The organism is Kineococcus deserti (assembly GCF_050871945.1).
GTDB lineage: Bacteria > Actinomycetota > Actinomycetes > Actinomycetales > Kineococcaceae > Kineococcus.
On record NZ_JBJLSI010000018.1, the window covers coordinates 25,858 to 48,783 of the forward strand.

A 22,926-nucleotide genomic window follows, 5' to 3' on the forward strand; every position below is an offset into this window, starting at 1 on the left:
TGGACCCTCAATCTCTCGAGCGGAGCAGCCGCACCTGCGTGATGCTCACGACGAGCACGACGACGAGCAGGATCATGGAGCCGGCCATGGAGTGGGCGATGTTGCCGTAGCCGAACTGGTCGTACACCCACTTGGCCACCGATTCGGTCGCACTCAGGGGACCACCGTTCGTCACGAGGTAGGGCTCGTCGAAGATGTTGAGGAAGGACACACTCATCAGCACCGACACCAGCAGCGTGGTGGGTCGCAGCAGAGGCACGGTCATGGTGAGGACCCGCCGCCAGTACCCGGCGCCGTCGAGGGCCGCCGCCTCGTGCACTTCCTCGGGCACCGACTGCAGACCGGCGAGGAACAGCACCATGCACGTTCCGATGTTGCGCCAGACGGTGAGCAGGAGCACGGCGAAGACGGCCCAGCCGGGCCGGCCCAGCCAGTTCGGTCCTTCGACGCCCAGCACGGACAGGAAACCGTTGACCGGCCCCTCCCGCGTGAAGGCGTACTGCCAGAGCACTGCGGCCGCGACGATGTTCGCGATGACGGGGACGTAGATGACGGCCCGGAAGACGCTGCGCAACCTGCGGATCCCTGAGTCGAGCGCCAGGGCCAGCACGAACGCCGTGGCCATCGTGGTGGGTACGCCGACCACCACGAAGAGCGCGGTGTTGAGCATGGCGCGCTGGAAGCCGGGGTTGCCCAGGATCGTCCGGAAGTTCTCCAGACCCGTGAAGGTCACCGCCAGCGGGGTGCGCAGGTCACCCACCCCGATGTCCGTCAGGCTCAGGAAGACCGCCATGAGGGCTGGGACCACGCTGAACACCAGGAAGACGGCGACGAACGGCGTGACGAACAGCCAACCGGTCGTCTGGTGCGAGGAGACCCGACCGCGGCGGCGGGACGCCGGGGGCGGGGTGGTCGGGACGGACGTGCCGGGTGCGGTGACGGCCACGGTCAGGCCCCTGTGCCGACTGACTCGGCCTGGCTCTGGGCTTCGTCCAGCGCCTCCTGAGCCGTCGCGGTCCCGCGGGCGACGCGTTCCATCTGCTCGCCGATGATGTTGGCCACCTGGCTCCACGTCGCGGCGGTGGGCGTCGTGAAGGTGCTGTCCAGCGAGTCCCGTACGGGAGCGAGGAGAGCGTCGTCGGCGATGGCCGGGTCGTCCCAGGCTGCTTCGACGGCGGGCAGGTTGCCGAACGTCTGGTACCACTGCACCTGGACCTCGGGGCGGGACATGTACTCCACGAACTTCCAAGCCGAGGACGCGTTGCCGCCGCCGTCGAGGACGGCGAGACTGCCGCCTCCCAACGCACCGGCGCTGGTTCCTCCCGGTCCGGCCGGCATGGCGTAGGCGGCGATGTTCGCCTTCGTCCAGTCCGCGCCGTTGGCCTCGTCGATCCAGCCCGGCAGCCACGGCCCGTTGGAGACGTTGACGACGTTCCGACCCGAGGTCAGCCACGGCACGGTGTCCAGGAACGCCGGACCGTCGGCTGACGAGTAGCCCTTGGTGAACATGGAGCCGAAGTACTCCAGAGCCGCCACGTTGGCGGATGTGTTGAGGGTCCACCGACTGCCGTCGTCGCTGAGCAGGGACGAGTCGTTCTGGTGCACGTACTCCAGGAGCGCCTCCGCGGAGTACTCGTCCCAACCCACCGCCAGGCCCAACGGGGTGCTGTGTCCGGCATCGAGAAGGGACTGGCAGAAGGCCTCGTTCTCAGCCCACGAGGTGGGCGGGACCAGACCCAAGCCGTCCACGATGTCCTTGCGGTAGTAGTTCACCCTGGCGTAGGCGTACCACGGCACAGCCTTGGGCGCACCGCCGGACGTGACGCCCTGGACAGCCGCTTCGTAGAACGAGCTCATGTCGAGCAACCCGTCGGGCACTGTCTGGAAGGCGCCGGTCGCCAGGATCGAGGACTGCGTCTGGGAGTAGAGCGACACCAGGTCCGGCACCTTGCCCGCGGCGATGGCTGCGGTGAGCTTGGTGTCGAAGTCCTCCGAGGGGATGGTCGTGACGTTGATCCTGACGTCGGGGTTCTCCTCGGTGAACGCCGCGACGAAGTCCGGCAGCGAGTCACCGTCGGGGGCACCAGCCCAGAACTCGACCGTGCCCGTCGCGGGTCCGTCGGAGACCGTGGCGGAGGAGTCGCTGGTGCCGCTGGGGTCGCTGCGACCGCAGGCCGCGAGGGCGCCGGCGGCAGCGAGGGCCGTGACGCCGGTCAGAACGGCACGACGGTTGGGAACGCGTTCAGCGTGGGTCGACATGGGCCGGATCCCCTCGGATGGGTTCTGAGCGAACGATTCGATGACGGTCGAACTGGACCGGAGGTACGACGCGAAGATCCGGAAACGGTCGGCGGTGCCGACCAGGACGAAACGTGGTCCCTCGGTGCGTCTGTGGTGACGGTACCTGGAAATCTCTGGTTTTCCCCGATCCGGTGGAAAGTTCACATCCCTGTAACGTGTTCGGACGCGCAGACCCGACCGGCACTGACGGGGGTCTTCGACGGCGGTCAGACAGGAACGCTCTCGAGGAGGTGCGCGACGGCTCGCGCGGCGCGCACCGCCGTCACGACACCCGTCAGCGTGGAGTTGCCGACGACGGCGGTCGGGACGACCGCGCCACCCGCGAGGTGCAGGTTCTCGAACCCCCAGACCCGTCCCGAGGCATCACACACCGAGGTTCCGTCATCACTCGGGCCACTGCGCGTCGTGCCCGTCCAGTGCAGCGACGAACCCGGCGCCAGCAGAGCCGAGTCCCTGACCGGATCGAACTCACCGAGCGCCGAGGCCATCTCGACCTGCGTAGTCCTCGACTGTTCGATGAGTTGGAGATCGCCTGTACTGTAGCTGAAGTGAACGGAGATGCTCGGCATGCCGGCGGCGTCGAGCCGGTCCTCGGCGAACTCCAACCGGTTCTCGGCCCGCACTTCGTTGGGGACGTAGAGGGAAACTCCCACGGAGTACGCGAGCCGCTCCCCCGACTCGTCGACGAAGACCCTGTCCATGATCTGACCGTGGAAGGGTTGACGCTCCCCGGAGTGCGGCAACCAGTAGGAACCCAGCGCCCACTCCCCCTCCAGGGGGAGCGGAACCTCCGACAGCCCGACACCGAACCTGCGCAGTTCCGCCGTCACCTGACCGGTGAGGAACGCGTGCTCGTTGAGGTACCGGCCGAGGGCCGGGGGCCTGATTCCTGACGCGAACAGGAGCTGCGGAGTCCGGAAGGTGTCGGCGGCCACCGCGACCGCGCGCGCCGGGACGTCCCACTCCTCGCCTGTGGCCACTTCGCGAACTCGAACTCCGGAAGCCCTCGCGGTGTCGTGCAGGATCTCGGTGACGATCGTCCCTGTGAGCCGCTCGAAGTCCTCGCCGTTCGGTGCCAGCATGCGCGGCAGGACGGTGTTCGGCCCCGTCCTGGCCAGCGGTCCGCGTTCTCCGGGGGCGACGGCCATCGGCATGTGCTGGGGATGACGACCTGGGGCGCTGACGTGGCCGTGTACGCGCTCGAGGATCCCGAGGAGGCGCTCGCCCACGACGTTGGTGCCGAAGGGGCGTGGGTGGACGTGGAGGAGAGCACGCGCAGTCTCGAGGTCGACGTCCCACTGCGCCGCGTCGGGGCCGGCGAACGTCTCGCTGCCCCAGGGCCAGGGCGTTGCGGCCGTCCAGTGCACGCCCATGCCGCCCGCGTTCCAGCCGAGGGCGGCGTCGGTCATGGCGCCGGCGTCGGATCCGAAGGCGGACACGTTGTACATGCCGGGCCGGACACCGCGCACGTCGCCGCCCATGGAGGGGCTGGTCGCGGCGCCGAGGTACAGCGACTGGATGCCCGTCTGCACGCGGTCGAGGTAGGCATCGCGGACGTCCTGCTCGGCGGAGTCGTGCAGGTGCTGACCGGGGACCGTCCCGATGGGTGGACCGGCGTCGATCATCACGATCCGGGCTCGGGGCACAGCGGTGCGGACCTGCTGGGCCAGGGCGGCGCCCATGATTCCACCGCCGACCACGAGCAGGTCGGCGGGTGCGGTGGTGCGCGGCACGGTGACCTCCGGGGTTATGCGCGGAGGTAGCAGATTAGGGGGAAAGTCGCTCGCGGTCTAGGTGCCTGCCCCCGTGAGTTCGTCCTCGGCCCGGGTCCGGGCCAGCTGGATCGCCCCGAGCAGCGGCCAGTCCTGCCCCAGCGCACTCGGCCGCAGCCGAACCGGTGGAGCGCCCGCGGCCCGCAACCGTTCCGCCAGCCGCGGCACCAGGACGTCCGCCACCTCAGCCATCGCCCCCCCGAGCACGACGACCGGTGGAGCCAGCGTCCAGGCGAACGTCTGCAAGACGGCTGCGACGGGCGTGACGAACTCGTCCACCAGGGCCTGGGCACCGGGATCACCGGCACGGGCGGCCTGGAACGTCGCCAGGGCCTCCTCCTGCTGGGCGCGCAGGGGGGAGCTGAGCAGGCCCAGCGGGTGATCCTCCAGGCTCACCAGGCCCAGCGTCGGTGCGTGCACGATCTCGCCGGCGGCGCCCTGGAAGCCCCGGTGCACCTCACCACGGATGACGATGCCCGCGCTGGCGCGCATGCCTGCCAGCAGCCACGTGAAGTCGACCTCCCCCACCGCCGCGCCCACGGCACGCTCAGCCAGCGCCGCCAGGTTGACGTCGTTGTCACCGGCGAAGGGGAAGGGGAAGGAGCCGGACAGGGCCTCGGCGGGAGAGACGCCGACCCAGGCGGGGGCGTTGACGAGCGAGAGCACCCGCCCCTGGGAGTCCATCGTCCCACCCGAGGCGACCCCCCCGACACGTACGCGGCTCACCGGCCGCCTCGAGGTGACGATGACCGAGTTCATGACGTCGACGGCTTGGCCGAGCGACGACTGAGGGTCGTAGTAGTCCCGCAGCTCGCGTCGTTCCCGGGCCAGGATCCGTCCCCGCACATCCGTCAACGCCGCCTGCACCGAAGCGGTGTCGATCTGCACGGCGGCGAGCAGGACGCTCTCCGCGAGGAACTGGTAAGCCCGCGGTGGCCGCCCCACGCCACCGGTCACGCCACCGGCGACGGGCGCGACCTCCTCCACGAGCCCCTCGCTCACGAGGTCGGACAGGATCAGTTCCACCGTCCGGCGCGACAACCCCGTCAAGGACGTCAGCCGAGCCATCGTCAAAGGATGGTCCACCGCGAGGAGGTGACGCACCGTGAGTGAGGCGTTGAGTCGGCGCATGACCGCCGGGTCGACTGCTGGCACGCAAGGAGGCTAGGTCCTGGCCCAGCCGCGGTCACCCCGCTATTCTGCGCGAATGTTGCAGAACGAAGGCGTCCCCATCGAGTACGGCGTCGACCTCGTGACCTTCTACCACCCCGGCTTCTGGGGCCTGAGCTCCGAGCAGGACATGGTCGCCTGGTGCGTCGCGCATCCGCGGGAGATGTGGGAGCGCATGCTGGACGCCCTCGCCGAGGCCGGCGTCTCGCGGATGGAGGTGACCTTCCCACCCCTGGACTTCCGCAGCGCCCTCACCGCCTACGGACCCGCTGAAGCGGTCCGCGAAGCGTTCGGCCGTCGTGGCGTGAAGGTGGTCTCCGGCTTCCTCAACGGCACGCACTGGGGCACCTGCTCCCCGGAGGAAGCCGTCGCCGACGTCCGTGACTACGCCGGATTCCTGCACGCGCTCGGAGCGGACATCCTGGTGCTCGGTACACCCATGACCCACGGGGGTCCCGACAGCCCCGTCGAGCCGCTCGACGCCACCGGCCGACAGGCCCTGCTGGAGACGCTGGCGGCCAACTGCGACGCGGTCGGCGCGTCGCTCGCCGAACTCGGCATCCGTCTCGCCATCCACACCGAGTCGCACTCGATCACGGTCCAGCACGCGGACATCGCCACGATCATGGACTTGACCGACCCAGCCCTCGTCGGCCTGTGCCCGGACTCGGCACACATCACGCTGTCCGGGGGTGACCCCGTGGCCATCGCACGGGAGTTCGCCGACCGGGTCGTGATCTCGCACTGGAAGGACGCTTCCGGCCCCTTCCCCGCCGATCTCGTCCTCGACGAGAACGTGCACGCCGTCCACCGCCGCTTCATGCGCCCCCTGGGCGAAGGAGTCGTCGACTTCGAAGGCTGGGCGAAGGTCATGTCCACTACTGCCACCGCCGGCGTACGACTCATCGAACTGGACGCCGCTCCCAACCCCGTCGCTGACGTCGTCGCTGCGCGCGCCTTCGCGGAGGAACTACCCGAGTAGTCCCCGTCGCGCAGCCCGGACATCGCGAGCTGCTGCTCGTCGCACGACCCGCCGCGAGGTGGACAGTCACATGGCCCACACCCTGTCGGCGGCCCTGGCCCACCGGTGTTGCAACTCCTCCCACTGCGAGGTCGGGAGTTCGCGGTCGCAGATCAGCGCACACGTCAGCTGCAGCCGGCCCAGGGTGCGGGCGGAGCGGACTGCGCGACGGATGCGCAGACGCGGTCAGCCGCGGGCACCACGCACGGTCGGGAAACCGTCGACCGACGACAGGAACCAGGTGTACCGGGCGCACACGTTGGTGACGACAGGCGTGGCTGGCGAACGAGAAGGCCCCGGGTGCTTGGTGGAGGTCTCTGACGCCGTCCATCAAGACCACCGGAGACCCTCACGTCCCAGGCCAACGCCTGCCTGGTCCCGCACGGCAGACGTCTGCTGGTCCACCGCGTCCTGCACGAAGGCCGCTCGCCGGCGCACGGGGCCGAGGAGATGGGCGCCTGGCGCAGGACCACCTGCTACGGGATCGACCGGTACCAGGTCGAAGGCGAGCCCGGCCTGCTCGACCGCTGCGCCCACGCCGAGGTCCTCCCCGGTGAACGGGCCCAGACCTGCGCGCGGGGTTCTTCACCCGCGTTCAGCGAGTGGTGACCGACGACGTCCCCGCCTACCGCGAGCCAGTGGCGTTCCGGGCCGCGGTCGGGGCCGGGCAGGAACTCCCCCATCCAGACCACCCGTGGACCGACGAGAAGGTGGAGCGGTTCAACCGCACCACCGAACCCATCACGCACTCGGACGGCAGACTCCGATCACCCGGCCACCTGTCACCGACCTCGTGGCTGAGTGCAGCTGGGAGCGGGGAACTCGACTCAGTACGGCACAGAGCAGGGTGAGGACGGCAGCAACGGCCAGGCCCGCCCCGATGTCACACCGTGCGGGGTCCAGTCGGCGCGACATCGGCCAGCAACCCCACCAACGACCGGTCGTGGTGGCGGGGTGCGAGCACGCACAGACCCACCGGGAGCTCCCCGACGCGGCCCCACGGCAGTCCCAGCGCGGGGACACCGGCCTGGGAGGCGAGGGTCGACAACTGCAGCGTCCCGGCCCGGGCGGCCTCGAACTGCGCGGGGGTGGCGTCGGCGCGGGGCGCCGGGGTCGCGGTGCTCGGCAGGCACAACCACCCTTCTTCCAGGACCGCGTCCAGGCGCTCGCGGGTCGCAGCGATCACCGCCCGCGCCGCGGCGAGGGCACCGGCGCCGACGTCCGCACCCACCCGGAACCGGGCCTCCACCGCGCGGGAGAGGGCGCCGGGGTTGTCCCGGATGAACCCGCCGTGGCTCGCCCACGCCTCGGCTGCCTGCACCGTGCGGAACGCAGCCGTCCAGGACGCGACCTCGGCCGCGGTGAAGTCCCGGCCGGTCACCTCGGGCAGGTCGAGCACGGGGCAGCCGGTCTGCACCGCCAGGGCCAGCACGGCGGCCTCGACGGCCCGCGCGGTGGCGGGCTCGGCCAGTCCGAGCAGGGTTGCGCTGCGCAGCAGGGCTCGGGGCCGTCGGAGCGGGGCGGGGGCACCGACCGGCAGCAACACCGCTGCGGCCGCGGCGAGGACGTCGGGGCGCCGGGCCAGGAGGCCGACGGTGTCGAAGGACGGGGCCAGAGGAAGCACACCGGTGGTGTCGACGACACCGTGGGTGGGCCGCCAGGCGTAGAGGCCGCTGAACGAACCGGGCACCCGCAGGGAACCCGCGGTGTCGGTTCCCAGGCCCACGTCGGCAGCGCCGGCGGCGACCGCTGCCGCGGCGCCGGAGGAGGACCCCCCGGGAACCCGGCCCGGGGCGGCGGTGTTGCGCGGTGTGCCGTAGTGGGCGTTGACGCCCATGAGGGAGAAGGCCAGCTCGTCGGTGTGCGTGATGCCCGCGACCTCGGCGCCGGCGTTCAGCAGCACCTGCAGGGCGGGGGCGTTCGCGGTCTCGACGGGAGCCGACGCCAGCCAGCGCGGCACCCCGCCCCCGACGCGCTGACCGGCGACGGCGACGAGGTCCTTCACCGCGACCCGGACCCCCGCCAGCGGCCCGTCCCCCCGCGCCCCGGGCAGCGGTGCAGGTTCGGTGGCGGTGCGCCACGTGGCGGGGTCACCAGGTGCGGGGTCCGGCGGCGGGCCGGCAGCCGGTGGCGCGCTGGAGACGTGCGCGGCCCTGATCTGCCAGCCGTTGGTTCCGCGGTGCCACAACTGGGTCTGCAGCCCGTGGCCGCCGTCGAGGCGTTCGGTCTCGGAGATCGTCAGCGCGGCATCGGCCGAGACGGGACGCAGGTGCACCCGGCGCAACCACCGTGCGGGCGCACCTCCCCGGGCGCGGCGGAAGGCGGCGATGTGCTCGTGCCCCACCAGTGCTGCACCGGCCTCGGCGCGCACGGTCTCGCCCCCGGGCTGGAAGGACAGGTCGAGTCCTTCGACGTCGTCCTTCCGCAGCGCCTCCTCGTACCGCGCTGCGGCGGCGAGCAGACCGCCTTCGTCGAAGTCGGGCACGGGTCTTCTCCCCTGATCGGTGGGTTGGTGGCTGGGTCGGCGGTGGAGGTCTTCGCGGGGGGCGGCCGACGGCACCGTGAGGGCGCGTCCGGTCACCGGTGCCGGCAGCCGCTCAGCGGGGCTCGAGCTCACCCAGCGCGTCGTGGGCCCGCGCGACCGCCTGCACCCGCTCCTGGCCGCGCCGTCCCCGCCGGGCCAGCGCCCCCTCGGCCAGGAGCGCGGCGGTGGTCATGACGGCCGCGTAGCTGTCGAAGGCACCAGGCCCCTCGACCGGGACCACGAGCCGGTGAGCCACCGGTGCCGCCGCAGGGCCGGCGGCGGGGTCGGTGAGCAGGACGCAGGGGACGTCGAGCTCGGCGGCGTGCTGGAGCGCGGCCGCCACGGACGGCGTCCGCCGGCGGAAACCCACCACGACCAGGACGTCGCGGCGGTCGAGCCCGGCGAGCTCCTCGGCCACCGTCTGCCCGGGCACGGGACCCACGGCGACGTCGGCCCGGGCCTGCAGGAGTTGTTCGCGCAGGTGCAGCGCGACCGGGTAGCTGTTGCGCCAGCCCAGGACGAGGACGCGGCGAGCCCGGGCCAGCAGGTCCGTCACGGCGTCGAGGTCCACGTCGGCGAGGTGAGCGGCGGCGCGGGTGAGGTTCTCGGTGTCGTGGGCGACGTGGGCCTGCAGGGGACTGCGCCCCTGTGGCAGGCCCCCCAGCGGAACTCCCCGGGTGCGCAGGGCGCGGGCGTCGGCGCGGGCCTGGGCGTAGGAGGAGAAACCCAGCCGGCGGAAGAACCGGCTGACCGTCGCCTTGGACGCCCCGCACAGTTCGGCCAGTTCCGCGGTGCTGTACCCGGCCAGGTCGACGTCGCGTTCGAGGACCACCCGGGCCAGTTGCCGCTCGGAGGGGGTGAGGCGTGACCAGGAACTCTCGATGCGTTCTCGCACGCTGCTCTCCACGCCCGGTCGCACCCCGGTCATGACCGGCGCGCGGCCAGGTCGAGCACCGCGGCTTCGAACGCGTCCAGGCCGGCGGCGACGTCGGCCGGCGTGACGTTCTCCCCCGGCGCGTGGCTGATGCCGTCCTCGCACCGCACGAAGATCATCGCCACCGGCGCGATGGCCGCGATCGCCATCGCGTCGTGGCCGGCGCGGCTCCAGATCCGCAACGGTTCGGCATCACCGGTGGCGGTGATCGCCGCGGTCACGGACTCCACCAACCCCGCGTCGCAGTACACCCCGGCCGCGTTGTGCACCTCCGAGAGCTCGAACTCCAGCCCGCGGCCGGCGCAGAACTGCTCGGCGTACGCGCGGATCGCCTCGACGAGGGCGTCGCGGTCCTCGTCGTGCTCGGCGCGCACATCGAGGGAGAACTCGACCAGCCCCGGGACGACGTTCACCCCACCGGGGAAGGCCTGCAGGCGGCCGACGGTCGCGATGCCGCCGCGTTCGACGGCGAGCCGTTCCACCGCCAGGACGACTTCCGACGCGCCGACCAGGGCGTCGCGGCGCTTCGGGTACGGCGTACCGCCGGCGTGCCGGGCCTCCCCCACGACCCGACCGGTGAACCGCCGGGCCCCGGCGATCGAGGTGACGACGGCGAGGGGACGGTCGGCGGCCTCGAGGTGCGGGCCCTGCTCGATGTGCAGTTCGAGGTAGCCGACGAGTTCTTCGCGCCTGCGGGCGGCCTCGTGCACGCGGGCGGGGTCCAAACCGAACGCCTCGGCGGCTTCGCGCACCGTCGTCCCGTCGCGGTCGGCGCGGTCCCACCAGTCCTCGTGCCAGTTCCCGGCGACGGCGAAGCTGCCCATCAGCGCGGTCGAGAACCGGGTGCCCTCCTCGTCGGAGAACGCGACGACCTCCAGCGCGAACGGGAGTTCGCAGGCCCGGGGCGCGAGTCTGCGGGCGACCTCGATCGCGCTGGTGACGCCGAGGACGCCGTCGTAGCGGCCGGCGTCGGTGACGGTGTCCAGGTGCGAGCCCAGGACGAGCGCCGGCAGTCCCGGTTCGCGCCCCTCCAGCCGGCCCCACTGGTTGCCGGCCTGGTCGCGCCAGGTGCGCATCCCGATCTCGGCCATCCACGCGGCGGCCATCTCGTTGACCCTGGCGTGTTCGGGCGAGAGGTGGACGCGTTCGATGCCGTGCTCGATCGCCGAGACCGCAGCGAGTTCGTCACACCGGTCCAGCACCCCTCGGGCGTCGCTCACCGGATCCGCGGCGCAGTTCACGGCGCCGGTCTGCGCGGGGTGCGGGCTCACGCGTAGACCCCCTGCGCCGCCGTCGTCCCCCCACCGGGCTCGACGACCGCCCCGTGGGCGCGCAGCACCGCCTCCAGCGCGGCGAGCGTCACCAGGACGGCGTCCTTGCGGGCGTTGTACCCCATCGTCCCGATGCGCCAGACCCGCCCGGCCAGCGGGCCGAAGCTGGTGCCGATCTCGATGCCGTAGTCGTGCAGCAGTTCGGCGCGCACGGCGTCCCCGTCCACCGCGGCGGGGATCTGCACGGCCACGACGTTGTGCATCTTGTGGTCCACGTCGCCGAAGACCTCCAGCCCCAGCCCGCGGACTCCGGCGAGCATCGCGTCCCCGTGCAGCCGGTGCCGCGCGATCCCCTGCGGCAGACCCTCTTCCAGCACCAGCCGGGCGCACTCGCGGGCGCCGTAGAGCATGGTGGTGGCCTCGGTGTGGTGGTTCAGACGCTTCTCGCCCCAGTAGTCGAGGATCATCGCCAGGTCGAAGTAGTTCGAGCGGATCCGCGCCAGGGCGGGGGCGTTCCCCGGCGAGGCCCCGTCGGCGAGGGGATCGGCGTAGGGGTCGGCGCGCAGCCCCGCCTCGACGCTGCGGCGGGCGTCGACGACGGCCACGGCCCGCGGGGACAGTGAGAGCGGGGAACTGCCCGAGGGGCCTCCCAGGCACTTCTGCAGACCGGCCGAGGCGGCGTCGACCTCCCAGGCGTCCATCTCGAAGGGGTTACCGGCCAGGGACGCGGTGCAGTCGACGTAGAGCAGCGCGCCGTGACGGTGGCACATCGCGCCGACGCCCTCCAGGGGCTGGTTCATCGTCGTGGAGGTGTCGCCCTGGACGAGGGCGACGAGGGCGGGACGGACCTCGCGGACGGCCTCCTCGAGCTGCTCGAGGGTGAACACCTGCCCCCAGGGGACCTCGCGGACGTGGACCTCGGCGCCGCAGCGTTCGGCGATCTCGCGCAGCAGGTGCCCGAAGCGGCCGAACACGGGGACCAGGACCTTGTCGCCGGGGGTGATGAGGGAGACGAGAGCGGCCTCGATCCCGGCGCGGGAGGTGCCGTCGACCAGGACCGTCGCCTCGTTGCGGGTGCGGAACACCTCGCGGTACAGCGCCTGCGTCTCGGTCATGTACGCCGTCATCGCCGGGTCGTACTGGCCGACGAGCTGGGCCGACATGGCGCGCAGGACGCGGGGGTCGACGGTGATCGGTCCCGGCCCCATGAGCAGCCGCGGCGGCGGAGCGACGGGGGCTCCGACGGCGGTGCGCAGGAGGCCGACATCGTGCATCGTCTGTTCCACGAGGGAGATCATATGCAACGATCGTTCCACCCCGGTACCCCTCTGGAGAGTTTCTTGACGGTCCACCACCTGCCCTCCACCCCCGCCACCGTCCGGTGGGGCGACCTGCCCGTCGCCGGGGACCGACCCGTCCTCGAGGTCGACCCCGGCGACGTCGTGATCGTCGACACCGTCAGCCACGAGGGGATCTTGGAGGACCAGGGCCGCGACCCCCTGGGGTTCTTCACCGCCCGCGGCATCGACCCCGCCGCGGTTCTGCCCGACGCCGTCGAGATCGCCCGCTCGGTCGCCCACGACCCCGCCGTCCAGGGCCCGCACGTCGTCACCGGACCCGTCCGGGTCCGCGGTGCCCGGCCCGGCGACGTCCTCTCGGTCACCGTCGAGGACCTCGTCCTGCGCGCCGACCACGGCATCGTCAGCAACCGCCACGGCCGCGGCGCCCTGCCCGGGGAGTACCCCGCCGGAGGCGCCGACGTGTTCTCCGTGCTGGCCCGGGTCGAGACCGACCCCGCCACCGGCGCCCGGCGCGGCTCGATGCCGGCCGGTCCCCGCACCGACGCGCGCGTCCGGTTCCCGCTGAAACCCTTCCTCGGCCTCGTCGGCGTCGGCACCCCCGGCCCGCAGCGCCTGCACTCCGTGCCCCCCGGGATGCACGGCGGGAACCTCGACGTGTCGGTCCTCGGGGCCGGCTCCACGTTGCACCTGCCCGTCCAGGTCGACGGCGCCCTCTTCCACACCGGCGACCCGCACTACTCCCAGGGTGACGGCGAGGTCGCGCTCACCGCGTTCGAGGCCCCGCTGCGGGCCAGGATCCGCCTCGACCTCCTGCCCGCCGACGCCGTGCGGGTCCGCGATGCGCTGTGGGGAGAGACCCCGGACCTGCTGGTGCCCATCGGGATCGACCTGGACCTGGACGAGGCGGTGCGCAAGGCCGTCCGCACCGCCATCGCCCTGCTCGTCGACCTCGGCATGGACCCCGCCCACGCCCTGGCCTACCTCTCGGCCGCCGGCGACTTCGCCGTCTCCCAGGTCGTCGACCGGGTCAGCGGGGTCCACGGCCTCATCCGCAAGGCCGACCTCGCCGAGCTGCGCGAACGCGTTCCCAGGTCGACCTGAGCCGGTCAGCGATCGGTCCCTGGCCCCACCTCACCGGTCCGCCCGTTCCCTGCGGGCCCGGTACCGGGCGGCTGAGCGGTCCGACGGCCCCGGTTCGGGTGAGTCGACGTACGGGCCAGGCGCAGCCCTGATGCGCCGTCCCTCACGGGCGCGGCAGGAGCTCACCTCGCGGCGCGGCGTCCTGGTCGCCCACCTCGATGACCCGGCCCCGCCGCCAGGTCGAACGCCCCACGCCGGTCAGCGAGCGCCCTCCGTGAGGTGTCACGGCGTTCTTGTGCCTCGGGTCCCCAGCGTGGGCCGTCCACTGCTGTTGGAGAGCGACGACGGCGAGGTCGGCGACGTTCCCGACCTCGATGCGGCTCCGGTCAGGCAGTGCGGTGAGCTCAGGGAAGGACTCAGGCGCCGCAGGCCCCGGGGCTGTGGTCCAATCGACACGTGCGGGTAGCGGGGGTCGTCCTGGCCGCGGGTGCGGGGCGACGGCTGGGTGGGCCCAAGGCGCTGGTCTGCAGCGAGGACGGCAGGACGTTCGTCCAGCGGGCCGGTGAACTGCTGATCGACAGCGGGTGCTCGCCGGTCCTGGTCACCACGGGCGCACGGGCGCGAGACGTCGAAGCCCACCTCCCCGCCGGCGCCCACGCCGTCCACGTCCCGGAGTGGCAGTCAGGTCCTGGAGCCGGCCTGGCCCGTGTCCTGCGGCACCCGGAACTCGACCACGTCGATGCCCTGCTGATCACCCTGGTGGATCTGCCGCACGTCACCGGACGCGGCGTCGGGGACGTCCTGGCCCGGGCCCACCGCAACGCCGTGGTCCGAGCCGTGGAACGCGGACGCCCGGGGCACCCGGTGCTCATCGGCCGAGACCACTTCGCTGCCGCCGCGCGGCTCAGCCGAGACGGCCGCGGGCTGAAGGACCTGCTGGCCACCGCCAGCACGGTGCGGGTCGAGGTGACCGGAGCCACCCGCGACGTCGACCGTGCCGGCGACCTGCCCGCCGGTGCGCGGCTTCCGGCGGCGCTGCCACCCCCGCCTCGCGGTCGAGCCAGGCGACACGCTCCGAAGTGACCTTCCGACAGCCGACGCGGGACGTCGTCGTCCGGCGGTCCACGTGCACCGGCTGCCGGCGTCCTGCCGGGTCATCCAGGCACCGCACACCCGCGACCCGACAGCGTCGTCCCCACCGCTGGGGGGGTCGTGGTCGCCGGAGGAGTGGACGCGGTGGTGGACGTCACCGGGCTCGCCTGGTGAATGCTCCCGATCGTCTCGCGGAGGGGGCGTCCACTTCCCCCCCGACGCGAGGCGAGGACCTCGGCCAGGATCGACACGGCCGTCTCCTCGGGGGTGCGGGCCCGCAGGTCCAGACCGATCGGGGACCGCAGACGCGACAGCTCGCTGTCCGTGACGCCGGCCTCCCGCAACTGGCGCAGTCGGTCCTCGTGCGTGCGCCGAGAACCCATCGCGCCCACGTAGGCCGCCGGGCCCCGCAGGGCGACCTCCAGCAGCGGCACGTCGAACTTCGCGTCGTGGGTCAGAACGCACAGCACCGTCCGCTCGTCGACGTCCGTCCGGCTGAGGTAGCGGTGCGGCCAGTCCACGACCACTTCGTGCGCCTCCGGGAACCGTTCCGGGGTCGTGAACACGGCTCGGGCGTCGCACACCGTGACGTGGAAACCCGAGGCCACCGCCAGCCTCGTCAACGCGGCGGAGAAGTCGAGCGCACCGAAGACGATCATCCGCGGCGGCGGCAAGGAGCTTTCGATGAAGACGTCCACGTCGGCGTCCTCCCCCTCGCACGCCGCAGGGTCGTCCGCCGGCCGGGTCAGGCGCACGAGGCCGGTCCTGCCGGCTCGCAGGGACGCACGGGCAGCGGACACGACGGCCCGGTCCAGGCCCGGCGAACCCGTCGACCCGGTGACCGTCCCCTCGGTGACGGCCACGACGCCGGCGCCTGTCCGCCCCGTCACGACCGTGGCCGTGGCGACCGGTGTCCGGTCCAGGACGGCTCGGCGCACGGCGCAGACCGGGCCGAGGTCAGCAGGGGTGTAACGCCGGATGAGGACGTCCATCTCCCCGCCGCAGGTCAACCCGACGGCGAGGGCGTCCTCGTCGCTGACCCCGAAGTGCTCCAGCCGAGGCCGGCCGTCCCCGAGCACGTCGAGCGCCAGGTCGTAGACCGCTCCTTCGACGCACCCTCCGGACAGGCTGCCGACCACCTGAGCCCGGTCGTCGACCAGCATGGCCGCGCCCGGCCCTCGCGGGGCCGAGGACCACGTGCGGACGACCGTGGCCACCGCCACTGAACGCCCGGCCCCCAGGAGTTCTGCCACCGCCACCCGCACGTCCTTCACTGCGCCCCCTCCGCGCCGGGTGCGCCCGCCGTCACCCGTTCACCGCCCGCCAGACCCGATCGGCCGACAGCGGCAGCTCGTGGAACCTGTGTCCCACCGCGTCGTGCACGGCGTTGGCCAGGGCCGGGGCGACGGGGTTGAAGGGCGCCTCGCTCATCGACTTGGCCCCCAGTGGGCCGATGGTGTCGTAGGTGTCGGCGAACAGGACCTCGGTCTCGGGGACGTCGTCGAGGCGGGGCAGGTAGTACTCCCGCAGCGACTGCGTCGGGCTCTGGCCGTCGGGCCCGACCCGGACCTCCTCGAACAACGACGCACCGATGGCCTGGGCCACTCCCCCTTCGACCTGCCCCCGCAGCTGCGCCGGGTTCAGGACGGTTCCGGCGTCCACGGCTTGCACCGAGCGCAGGATGCGCACCTGCCCGGAGTCCACGTCGACCGCGACGCGGAACGCCTGGACGTTGAAGGCGACCGAACGCAGCCGCGCGCCGTCGGACCCCTCGGCCCGCGGGCCGTGTCCGAAGCGTCGGTGGAACGCGGCGTGCAGCTGGGACAGGTCGATCGACCGTCCCGCGGCCGAGACCGTCGACGGCTCCAGGCTCACCTGGTCCGGACGACACCCCAGGAGTTCGGCGGCGAAGGTGCGCACCTGGGCGGCGACCTCCTCACAGGCGATGAGCAGCGCCTTGCCCGCGACGACCGACCCCGCCGATCCGAAGGCCCCGGTGTCGTGTGCGACGAGGTCGGTGTCGCTCTGCCGCAGGCGGATGCGATCGCTGCTGGTTCCCAGGGCGGACACCGCGATCTGGTGGTGCACCGTGCTCGTGCCGTTGCCGAACTCGGCGGTGCCCACGTTCAGTTCCCAGGTGCCGTCGGCCAGCAGGCGCACGACGGTGTCGGCGAAGTGCCCGCGCGGTGGGGTCGTGGCGATCATCGCGATCGCCATGCCCGTCCCGGTGCGCCAGTTGTCGCCCTGCGGAGCAGGTGCACCACCGCGGGCCACCGCCTGCTCGGCCAGGTCCAGGCACTGGTCCAAGCCGTAACTGCCGTACCGCAGGCCGTCGTCACCCTCGCGGTGCTCCTGCGGGTAGGAGGTCGCCACGAAGGGATCACCCGGGACGACGACGTTGCGCCGGCGCACCTCGTAGGGGTCCAGGCCCAGCTCGGCGGCCAGCTCGTCCATGGCCGACTCGATGGCGAAGACGACCTGGCCCAGGCCGTAACCGCGGAAGGCGCCCGAAGGCACGGTGTTGGTGTAGACGGCCCGGGCGTCGACCCGCTTGTTCTCGCAGCGGTACGTGGCCAGCGACTCGTGGCAGGAGTGGAACATCACCCCCGGTGAGTGGTTGCCGTAGGCGCCGGCGTTGGACAGCACCTCCACCGCCAGGGCGGTCAACGTCCCGCGGCTGTCCGCGCCGAGTCTGACCGTGACGCGGAAGGGATGCCGCGTCGGCAGGTGCTTCAGCGTGTCCTGCCGGGTCGTCTCGTACTGCACCGGCCGTCCGGTCCGCAACGTCGCCAGCCCGACGAGGTCCTCCACCAGCAGTTCCTGCTTGCCGCCGAAACCACCACCCACCCGGGGAGCCAGGACGCGGACCTCATCACGGTCCAGGCCCAGGATGCGGGCCAGTTCGTCGCGGACCAGGAAGGGCACCTGCGTGCTGGTCCGCACCGTGAGCCGGCCCTGCTCGTCCAGCCAGGAGACCGCGGCGTGCGTCTCCAGCGCGGCGTGGGAGACCCGCTGCGTCTGCCAGGTCCCGCTGACGGTGACCTCGGCGTCCGCCAGCGCGCGCTCGACGTCGCCGACACCCCCGTGCAGCTCGGCCACCAGGTTGCGCTGCGGATCGGCGATGCGCGATCGGGCCGCGTCCTTGTCCCCGTGGATGGCCGGCGCCCCCGGGGCCAGCGCCTGCTCGGGGTCGAAGACCGCGGGCAGCACCTGGTAGTCGACCACGACCTGACGCAACGCCTCCTCCGCGGCCGCCACGCTCTCGGCGACCGCGACGGCGACCCGCTGGCCGTGGTAGCGCACGACCGGGTCCAGGACCAGGGTGTCGTCGGGGTCGTCGAGGCGGTCCTGGTGGCGGCCGGTGGAGAACAGCGTCTGCGGGACGTCCTCGTGGGTGAGCACCAGGTGGACACCGGGGACCGCCTGCGCGGCGCTGACGTCGATGCCGACGATGCGGGCGTGGGGGTGGGGACTGCGCAGCACCGCGAGGTGCAGCAACCCCGCCGGCACCTCCCCCTCACCGTGGTCGAGGGTGTAGCGCTCCTGGCCAGTGACGATCCGGGCAGCGGCCGGCGCCGCGACGGACTCCCCCACCGTCCCGCTGAACGCCGCCGGTTCCAGCGCCCCGGAGGTCACGGCCTCGCGGATCGACCGGTAACCGGTGCAGCGGCACAGGTTCCCCTTGAGGTGTTCGGCCAGGTCGGCCCGTTGCTCGGCCGTGAAGGTGGAGGCGGTCACGACCATGCCGGCGGTGCAGAACCCGCACTGGAAACCGGCCGCGTCGACGAAACGCTGCTGGACGTCGGACAGGTCCTCCGGTCTACCCAGCCCGGACACCGTCGTGATCTCGCGTCCCGCGGCCCGCTGCGCGGGGTAGATGCACGAGTGCAGGGGGCTGCCGTCGACCAGGACGGTGCACGCCCCGCAGTCGCCGGAGTCGCAGCCCTTCTTCACCTCGACGTGCGTGTTCTCGCGCAGCAGGGTCCGCAGGCACTGCCCGGCGCGGGGTTCCACGGTCCGTTCGCGGCCGTTCACGGTGATCTTCACGCCAGTTCCTCCACGATCTCGGCCACGAAGCGCAAGGTGGTGGCCCGTCGCCAGTCCGGTGCGCCGTGGAGGTCGTCGAACCACCCCACCCCGTCCTCGACCACGTGCTCGACCTCGGCGGCGACCGCGCCCGCGGTCGGCGGCGTGTCGTAGCGCAAGACCACCGGACGCGGCGTGGACGCGGTGACGGTCACGACCACCCGCCCGTCCAGGTCGCGCCGGCCCACGACCAGCGTGGCCGACCGACCGAGCCGGGCCAGCGACACCCGCCGGAACGCAGTGGTGGCACTCAGGGCACGGGAGGGCAGGTCGACGGCCCGCAGCACCTCTCCGGGGCGCAGGTCGGTGCGGTTGTCGCCGGTGACCAGGTCGGCGATCGGCAGGTGGCGGACCCCGCCGTCCGGTGCCCACACCTCACCGACCCCGTCCAGGGCCACCGTCAGGGAGGTCATGGCTCCCGCCGGCAGCGCCGCGCAGATGTTGCCGCCGACGGTGGCGACGGTCCGGACCTTGTACGAGGCCAGCAACGCGCGGGCGCACTGCCGCAGCAACGGACGCGATCTCCACTCGGCGGGGAAGGGCATCGTCTCCAGGACGGCGATGGGGCAGGTGGCGGCGATGCGCAGGCCGGCCTCGGTGATCGAGTAGGGCTCCCAGCCCATCGAGCTCACGTCGACCAGGGTACGCAGGTGTGGTTGGGGGACCGAGAAGATCCACGTCCCGCCGGCCACCACGGCGGTCGCCGCGTCGCCGGTGTGCAGCCGCTGGAGCCCGGCGCGGTCGGTGACGGCCGCGTAGGTCTCGACGGTGTTCAGGTCCACGACGTCGCCCGCTCGGCGTTCCGCCCGCTCAGCGTTCCCAGGCCAGCGGGACGGGCGGGGTGTCGTCACGCGCCACGATCGCCTGGATCAGCCCGTAGGGGCGGTCGTCGGCGTGGAACACCTCGCCGTCGTTCTCGGTGCCGAAGCGCTGCAGGTCGTAGAGGAAGTGGTGCTTGTTCGGCGCGGCCAGCCGCACCTCGGCGACCGCGGGGACGGCCTCGATCGCGGCCTTGCCCATGTGCCACAACGTCTGCTGCAGCGCCAGGGAGTGCACCGTGGCGAACTGGGCGACGAACGCGGACCTCACCGCGTCGTAGGCGGCGTCGTAGTCGAACCCGTCGGCCAGCGCGGTCTGGTCGTAGCGCCAGTTCGCCACCAGCGAGGTCGCCATGACGCGGTCCTCGGTGGGTTGCAAGGTCGTGTAGTCGTCGACGAGGAAGTCTTTGAACGCCGATCCCGTCGACTTCAGGAGGGTGAACTCCTTCAGCCCGGCGACGACGTGCGCCTGCTGCCCGGACCCCTTGCCGGAGACGGTGACGGCGGCCGTGCGGATCTCGCTGCCGGACCGGGTCCAGGTGTGGTCGTGCTCGGTCCCGCCGACCAGCGCGCGGGTCCACAGGTAGGAGTCGACGTCGATGCGCGCCTGCGACACCGGTTCGACGTCGTCGACGAAGTGGCGGGCCAGGTCGAGCGCGTAGGTCTCGACGCTCGCGATGCCCTTCTCCTTGGCGTACGCGTAGATGGTGTTCTTCTGCGTGTCGGTCGGCAGGACCTTGCTCTGGTCGCCGGACAGGTAGGCCTCGGCGAAGTCGCCGCGCAACGTCGAGGTGACGTTGAGGTCGACGATCTCGTGGCGCGGGGTGTCGCGCTGGAACCGCACGACGCGGTTCTCCGCCTTGCCGTACTGGTGACCCACCAGGACGATGGTCATTGCTCAGCTCCCTCGGTAGGTCGAGTACGCGAACGGGGACAACAACAGGGGGACGTGCAGGTGGCCGCTGTCGGCCGTGACGGAGAACGAGACGACGACCTCGGGGTAGAACGTCTCGCGGCCGGCGGCGGTGAACCACGCTCCGGTCTCGAACCGCAGCCGGTACGTGCCGGGGTCCAGCGACTCGGCCGGGCGGGCGCGGCCGTCGGCGTCGGTGGTGCCGCTCGCGACGGGACTTCCGTCTGCGGCGGACAGCAGCAGGACCATCCCCGCGGCGGGGGTTCCGCTGACGGCGTCCAGGACGTGCGTCGACAGACTGGTCACGATGCCCTCCGGCTCGCGAGGAGCCTCTCCAGGCGCAGTCGGGTGATCTTCGCCAGCTCTCGGCGCAGCACGGCGCGTTCGGTGGCCGGATCGTTGCCGAGCCGCTCGTCCAGGATCGCCAGCAGTTCCTCCGCACTGCGGCCGGAGGCGAAGACCAGGTAGACGTGACCGAACTTCTCCTCGTAGCGGCGGTTGCCGTCGGCCAGCTGCCGCAGGACGTCCTCACCGGCGCCCAGAGCACCGGCCTGCTCGCGCCGTGAGGTGGCGCTGTCGGACCGCTCCCCGATGCGCGGATGCGCGGCCAGCGCCACGTCGACGTCGTCCTCGGACGTCGCGGCCAGCTCCTCCTCGACCACGGCCAGCAACGTCTCGAGCGTGCCGAACGGCCGGCGCGCGGTCGTCCGCGCCGCCCACGCGGGGGCGTCGCAGCAGGTGCGCAGCAACTCCTCGCAGCGCCTCCCCCCGACGGCGTCCAGTTCCTCGACGTCCATCAGCGGTTCCCCCCGTACGTCTGGACACCGAGGTTCTCCCGCAGCGTCCTTCCGGTGTACTCCGTCCGGAACAGTCCTCGCCGCTGCAGCTCCGGAACAACGAGCTGGGTGAAGTCCTCGACACCGGCCGGGAAGTGCGTCGGTACCGCGAGGAACCCGTCGCAGGCGTCGGCCTCCAGCCACTCCTGCATGGTGTCCGCAGCCGAACTGGGCGAACCGATCACTTTGAGGTAGCTGCCCTCGGCGAAGTAGCGTGCGGTCTCCACGATCGACAGGTTCCCGCGCCGGGCGACGTCGAGGATGGCCGCGCGGTGAGACTTCCCGGCATTGCTCTCCGGAAGATCAGGCATCGGTCCGTCGAGGTCGTGCTGCCGCAAGTCGTATCCACCGGCCAGGGGCATCAGGTTGCTGACGGCCAGGTCCTCGGGAATGAGGTCACGCATCCGCTGGGCGGACTCACGGGCGGCGGCGTCGGTGGCGCCGATGATCGGTGTCATCCCGACGAGGACCTTCACCTCGTCCGGGTTCCGCCCGAAGCGCTCCACGCGCCGGCGCAGGTCCTCGCGGAACGCCCGGCCGGCAACCACGTCGGACTGCAGGGTGAAGACGACGTCCGCCGTGCGAGCCGCCAACTCCCGCCCCGGCTCAGAGGCACCGGCCTGGAAGATCACCGGGCGAACCTGCGGGCTGCGGCCGGTGGTGAGCGGACCGCGGACCTTGAAGAACTCCCCCTGATGCTGCAGGAAGTTCATGCGCCCCACATCGAAGTAGACACCCTTCTCCTTGTCCCGCACCATGGCACCCGGTTCCCACCCCTCCCACAAGCCGGTCACGACATCGACGAACTCCTCAGCACGCCGGTACCGCTGAGCGTGTTCGACATGGCTGTCCAGGCCGAAGTTCTGCGCCTCGTCCTCGTTGAACGACGTCACCAAGTTCCAGCCGGCCCGTCCGCCACTGAGGTGGTCGAGGGTCGAGAAGCGGCGTGCGAGGTTGTAGGGATCGTTGAAGGTCGCTGTGGAAGTCGCGGCCAACCCGAGGTGGGTCGTCCGCATCGCCAGCGCCGGCAGGAGCATGCTGGGGTCGAAGTGGATGGAGCGCGGGTTCGCCGCACCGTAGGTGTCCCCCGACAGGATGTCGTTGCTACGACGCACCGCGGCCTGATCCTCGAAGAACAACGCGTCGAGTTTGGCCTCCTCAGCCAGCTGCGCCGCCCGCACGTAGTGCTCGATCCCCAGGTCCAGTTCGGGAACGGCGTCGGGCAGCCGCCAGGCACCGAGGTGGTAGCCGGGGAACAGGAACAGCGCCAGGCGCAGAGTCTTTCCAGCCATGGTTCGGGGGTCCTTGCTGAGTCGGTGTGGAGTGTCATGACACGCTGACGACGCGCTGGGCAGCTGCCCGCCGGGAAGCAGGCCCAGAGCTGCCGGGCTCGTCCGCGTCCCCTTCAGCACGCCCCCGTCCGACGTTCCGCCCAGCGGGGGAAACAGGTGGCGGTGCTCGGGATCGAGGCACCCGGCCCGCGCGACTACCCGGGCGGGAAGCTACCCGAGCGACCTCGAGAGGGAGCGCCTAGCGCGGGGAACGGTCCACCGTCAACAACCGTGCGCGATCTGGCCCGGCGCCCATGCCGAATCATGCGCTCCCCCGACACCCACACCGGTGGTGGATCGGTACGACAGCATCCGCACGGCCACCCTCCGATCCACATCACCAACTGATCGTTTCCGACCATACCCGCTCAATGTTTCGGCTGTGTGACAGCCGCAGCCACGAGCGTGGAGTCCACCGCAGCGGTGGCGCCTGCCCCGGGAGTTCCGCCGCCCCACCGATGCCTTGAGGGCTCGCC

At 72.0% G+C, this 22,926-nt stretch carries 18 protein-coding genes; 3 read left to right on the top strand and 15 right to left on the bottom strand.

The window, feature by feature from the left end; all coding sequences use genetic code 11:
- Positions 1-7: 7 nt before the first annotated feature.
- The 4 genes from ACRYR2_RS14600 to ACRYR2_RS14615 form a co-directional block, all read right to left on the bottom strand.
- Positions 8-946, bottom strand: a complete 939-nt coding sequence (locus tag ACRYR2_RS14600; protein WP_432563606.1) for a carbohydrate ABC transporter permease — start codon at positions 944-946, stop codon at positions 8-10.
- Between the two features lie 2 nt (positions 947-948).
- Positions 949-2,259 (bottom strand): extracellular solute-binding protein, encoded by a 1,311-nt coding sequence (locus ACRYR2_RS14605; protein ID WP_432563607.1) that lies wholly within the window; start codon positions 2,257-2,259, stop codon positions 949-951.
- A gap of 248 nt (positions 2,260-2,507) precedes the next feature.
- Positions 2,508-4,034, bottom strand: a complete 1,527-nt coding sequence (locus ACRYR2_RS14610; RefSeq protein WP_432563608.1) for a GMC oxidoreductase — start codon at positions 4,032-4,034, stop codon at positions 2,508-2,510.
- Positions 4,035-4,091: 57 nt separating this feature from the next.
- Entirely contained in the window at positions 4,092-5,141 is a 1,050-nt protein-coding gene (locus ACRYR2_RS14615; RefSeq protein ID WP_432563609.1) for an ROK family protein, read from the bottom strand.
- A gap of 139 nt (positions 5,142-5,280) precedes the next feature.
- On the opposite strand from ACRYR2_RS14615, the gene ACRYR2_RS14620 reads away from it, so the two are divergent.
- A complete protein-coding gene (locus tag ACRYR2_RS14620) occupies positions 5,281-6,225 on the top strand; it encodes a sugar phosphate isomerase/epimerase family protein (protein ID WP_432563610.1) in 945 nt (314 codons plus the stop codon).
- Between the two features lie 922 nt (positions 6,226-7,147).
- Here the strand turns inward: ACRYR2_RS14620 and ACRYR2_RS14625 are convergent.
- The 4 genes from ACRYR2_RS14625 to ACRYR2_RS14640 form a co-directional block, all read right to left on the bottom strand.
- Positions 7,148-8,749 carry an AtzH-like domain-containing protein gene (locus tag ACRYR2_RS14625; RefSeq protein WP_432563611.1) on the bottom strand — a complete coding sequence of 534 codons (1,602 nt, stop codon included), beginning with the start codon at positions 8,747-8,749 and terminating at the stop codon, positions 7,148-7,150.
- Between the two features lie 112 nt (positions 8,750-8,861).
- Complete coding sequence (locus ACRYR2_RS14630; RefSeq protein ID WP_432563612.1) at positions 8,862-9,683, bottom strand: MurR/RpiR family transcriptional regulator; 822 nt, start codon at positions 9,681-9,683, stop codon at positions 8,862-8,864.
- A gap of 29 nt (positions 9,684-9,712) precedes the next feature.
- Positions 9,713-10,993, bottom strand: coding sequence for an allantoate amidohydrolase (locus ACRYR2_RS14635; protein WP_432563613.1), 1,281 nt, complete (start codon positions 10,991-10,993; stop codon positions 9,713-9,715).
- On the bottom strand, positions 10,990-12,267 hold the full coding sequence (locus ACRYR2_RS14640) for a pyridoxal-phosphate-dependent aminotransferase family protein (protein ID WP_432563671.1): 1,278 nt from the start codon (positions 12,265-12,267) through the stop codon (positions 10,990-10,992). The genes ACRYR2_RS14635 and ACRYR2_RS14640 overlap by 4 nt, the downstream gene beginning before the upstream one ends.
- A 66-nt stretch (positions 12,268-12,333) precedes the next feature.
- On the opposite strand from ACRYR2_RS14640, the gene ACRYR2_RS14645 reads away from it, so the two are divergent.
- Both ACRYR2_RS14645 and ACRYR2_RS14650 read left to right on the top strand, forming a co-directional pair.
- On the top strand, positions 12,334-13,395 hold the full coding sequence (locus ACRYR2_RS14645) for an acetamidase/formamidase family protein (protein WP_432563614.1): 1,062 nt from the start codon (positions 12,334-12,336) through the stop codon (positions 13,393-13,395).
- Between the two features lie 435 nt (positions 13,396-13,830).
- Entirely contained in the window at positions 13,831-14,457 is a 627-nt protein-coding gene (locus ACRYR2_RS14650) for a nucleotidyltransferase family protein (protein WP_432563615.1), read from the top strand.
- A 71-nt stretch (positions 14,458-14,528) separates the two neighbouring features.
- Here the strand turns inward: ACRYR2_RS14650 and ACRYR2_RS14655 are convergent, their stop codons facing one another.
- Genes ACRYR2_RS14655 through ACRYR2_RS14685 form a run of 7 tightly spaced genes read right to left on the bottom strand, consistent with a single transcriptional unit; the run spans position 14,529 to position 22,411 of the window.
- The gene (locus tag ACRYR2_RS14655) at positions 14,529-15,740 is read right to left on the bottom strand and encodes an XdhC family protein (protein ID WP_432563616.1); all 1,212 of its coding nucleotides are present in this window, start codon (positions 15,738-15,740) and stop codon (positions 14,529-14,531) included.
- A 31-nt stretch (positions 15,741-15,771) separates the two neighbouring features.
- A complete protein-coding gene (locus tag ACRYR2_RS14660; RefSeq protein WP_432563617.1) occupies positions 15,772-18,513 on the bottom strand; it encodes a molybdopterin-dependent oxidoreductase in 2,742 nt (913 codons plus the stop codon).
- Positions 18,510-19,334, bottom strand: coding sequence for an FAD binding domain-containing protein (locus ACRYR2_RS14665; RefSeq protein WP_432563618.1), 825 nt, complete (start codon positions 19,332-19,334; stop codon positions 18,510-18,512). Before ACRYR2_RS14665 ends, ACRYR2_RS14660 begins: the two co-directional genes overlap by 4 nt.
- A 28-nt stretch (positions 19,335-19,362) precedes the next feature.
- A complete protein-coding gene (pucL, locus tag ACRYR2_RS14670; protein ID WP_432563619.1) occupies positions 19,363-20,265 on the bottom strand; it encodes a factor-independent urate hydroxylase in 903 nt (300 codons plus the stop codon).
- A 3-nt stretch (positions 20,266-20,268) separates the two neighbouring features.
- Positions 20,269-20,589 carry a hydroxyisourate hydrolase gene (gene uraH, locus ACRYR2_RS14675; RefSeq protein ID WP_432563620.1) on the bottom strand — a complete coding sequence of 107 codons (321 nt, stop codon included), beginning with the start codon at positions 20,587-20,589 and terminating at the stop codon, positions 20,269-20,271.
- Positions 20,586-21,080, bottom strand: a complete 495-nt coding sequence (gene uraD / locus ACRYR2_RS14680) for a 2-oxo-4-hydroxy-4-carboxy-5-ureidoimidazoline decarboxylase (protein WP_432563621.1) — start codon at positions 21,078-21,080, stop codon at positions 20,586-20,588. Before uraD ends, uraH begins: the two co-directional genes overlap by 4 nt.
- Complete coding sequence (locus tag ACRYR2_RS14685; protein ID WP_432563622.1) at positions 21,080-22,411, bottom strand: LLM class flavin-dependent oxidoreductase; 1,332 nt, start codon at positions 22,409-22,411, stop codon at positions 21,080-21,082. The genes uraD and ACRYR2_RS14685 overlap by 1 nt, the downstream gene beginning before the upstream one ends.
- Between the last annotated feature and the right edge of the window lie 515 nt (positions 22,412-22,926).

Excerpts from the sequence above, each read along its gene's own strand:
- ACRYR2_RS14605 (WP_432563607.1), bottom strand. The coding sequence starts at position 2,259 with ATGTCGACCCACGCTGAACGCGTTCCCAACCGTCGTGCCGTTCTGACC.
- ACRYR2_RS14615 (WP_432563609.1), bottom strand. The coding sequence starts at position 5,141 with ATGGCTCGGCTGACGTCCTTGACGGGGTTGTCGCGCCGGACGGTGGAA.
- ACRYR2_RS14620 (WP_432563610.1), top strand. The coding sequence starts at position 5,281 with ATGTTGCAGAACGAAGGCGTCCCCATCGAGTACGGCGTCGACCTCGTG.
- ACRYR2_RS14640 (WP_432563671.1), bottom strand. The coding sequence starts at position 12,267 with ATGCACGATGTCGGCCTCCTGCGCACCGCCGTCGGAGCCCCCGTCGCT.
- pucL (WP_432563619.1), bottom strand. The coding sequence starts at position 20,265 with ATGACCATCGTCCTGGTGGGTCACCAGTACGGCAAGGCGGAGAACCGC.
- uraD (WP_432563621.1), bottom strand. The coding sequence starts at position 21,080 with ATGGACGTCGAGGAACTGGACGCCGTCGGGGGGAGGCGCTGCGAGGAG.
- ACRYR2_RS14685 (WP_432563622.1), bottom strand. The coding sequence starts at position 22,411 with ATGGCTGGAAAGACTCTGCGCCTGGCGCTGTTCCTGTTCCCCGGCTAC.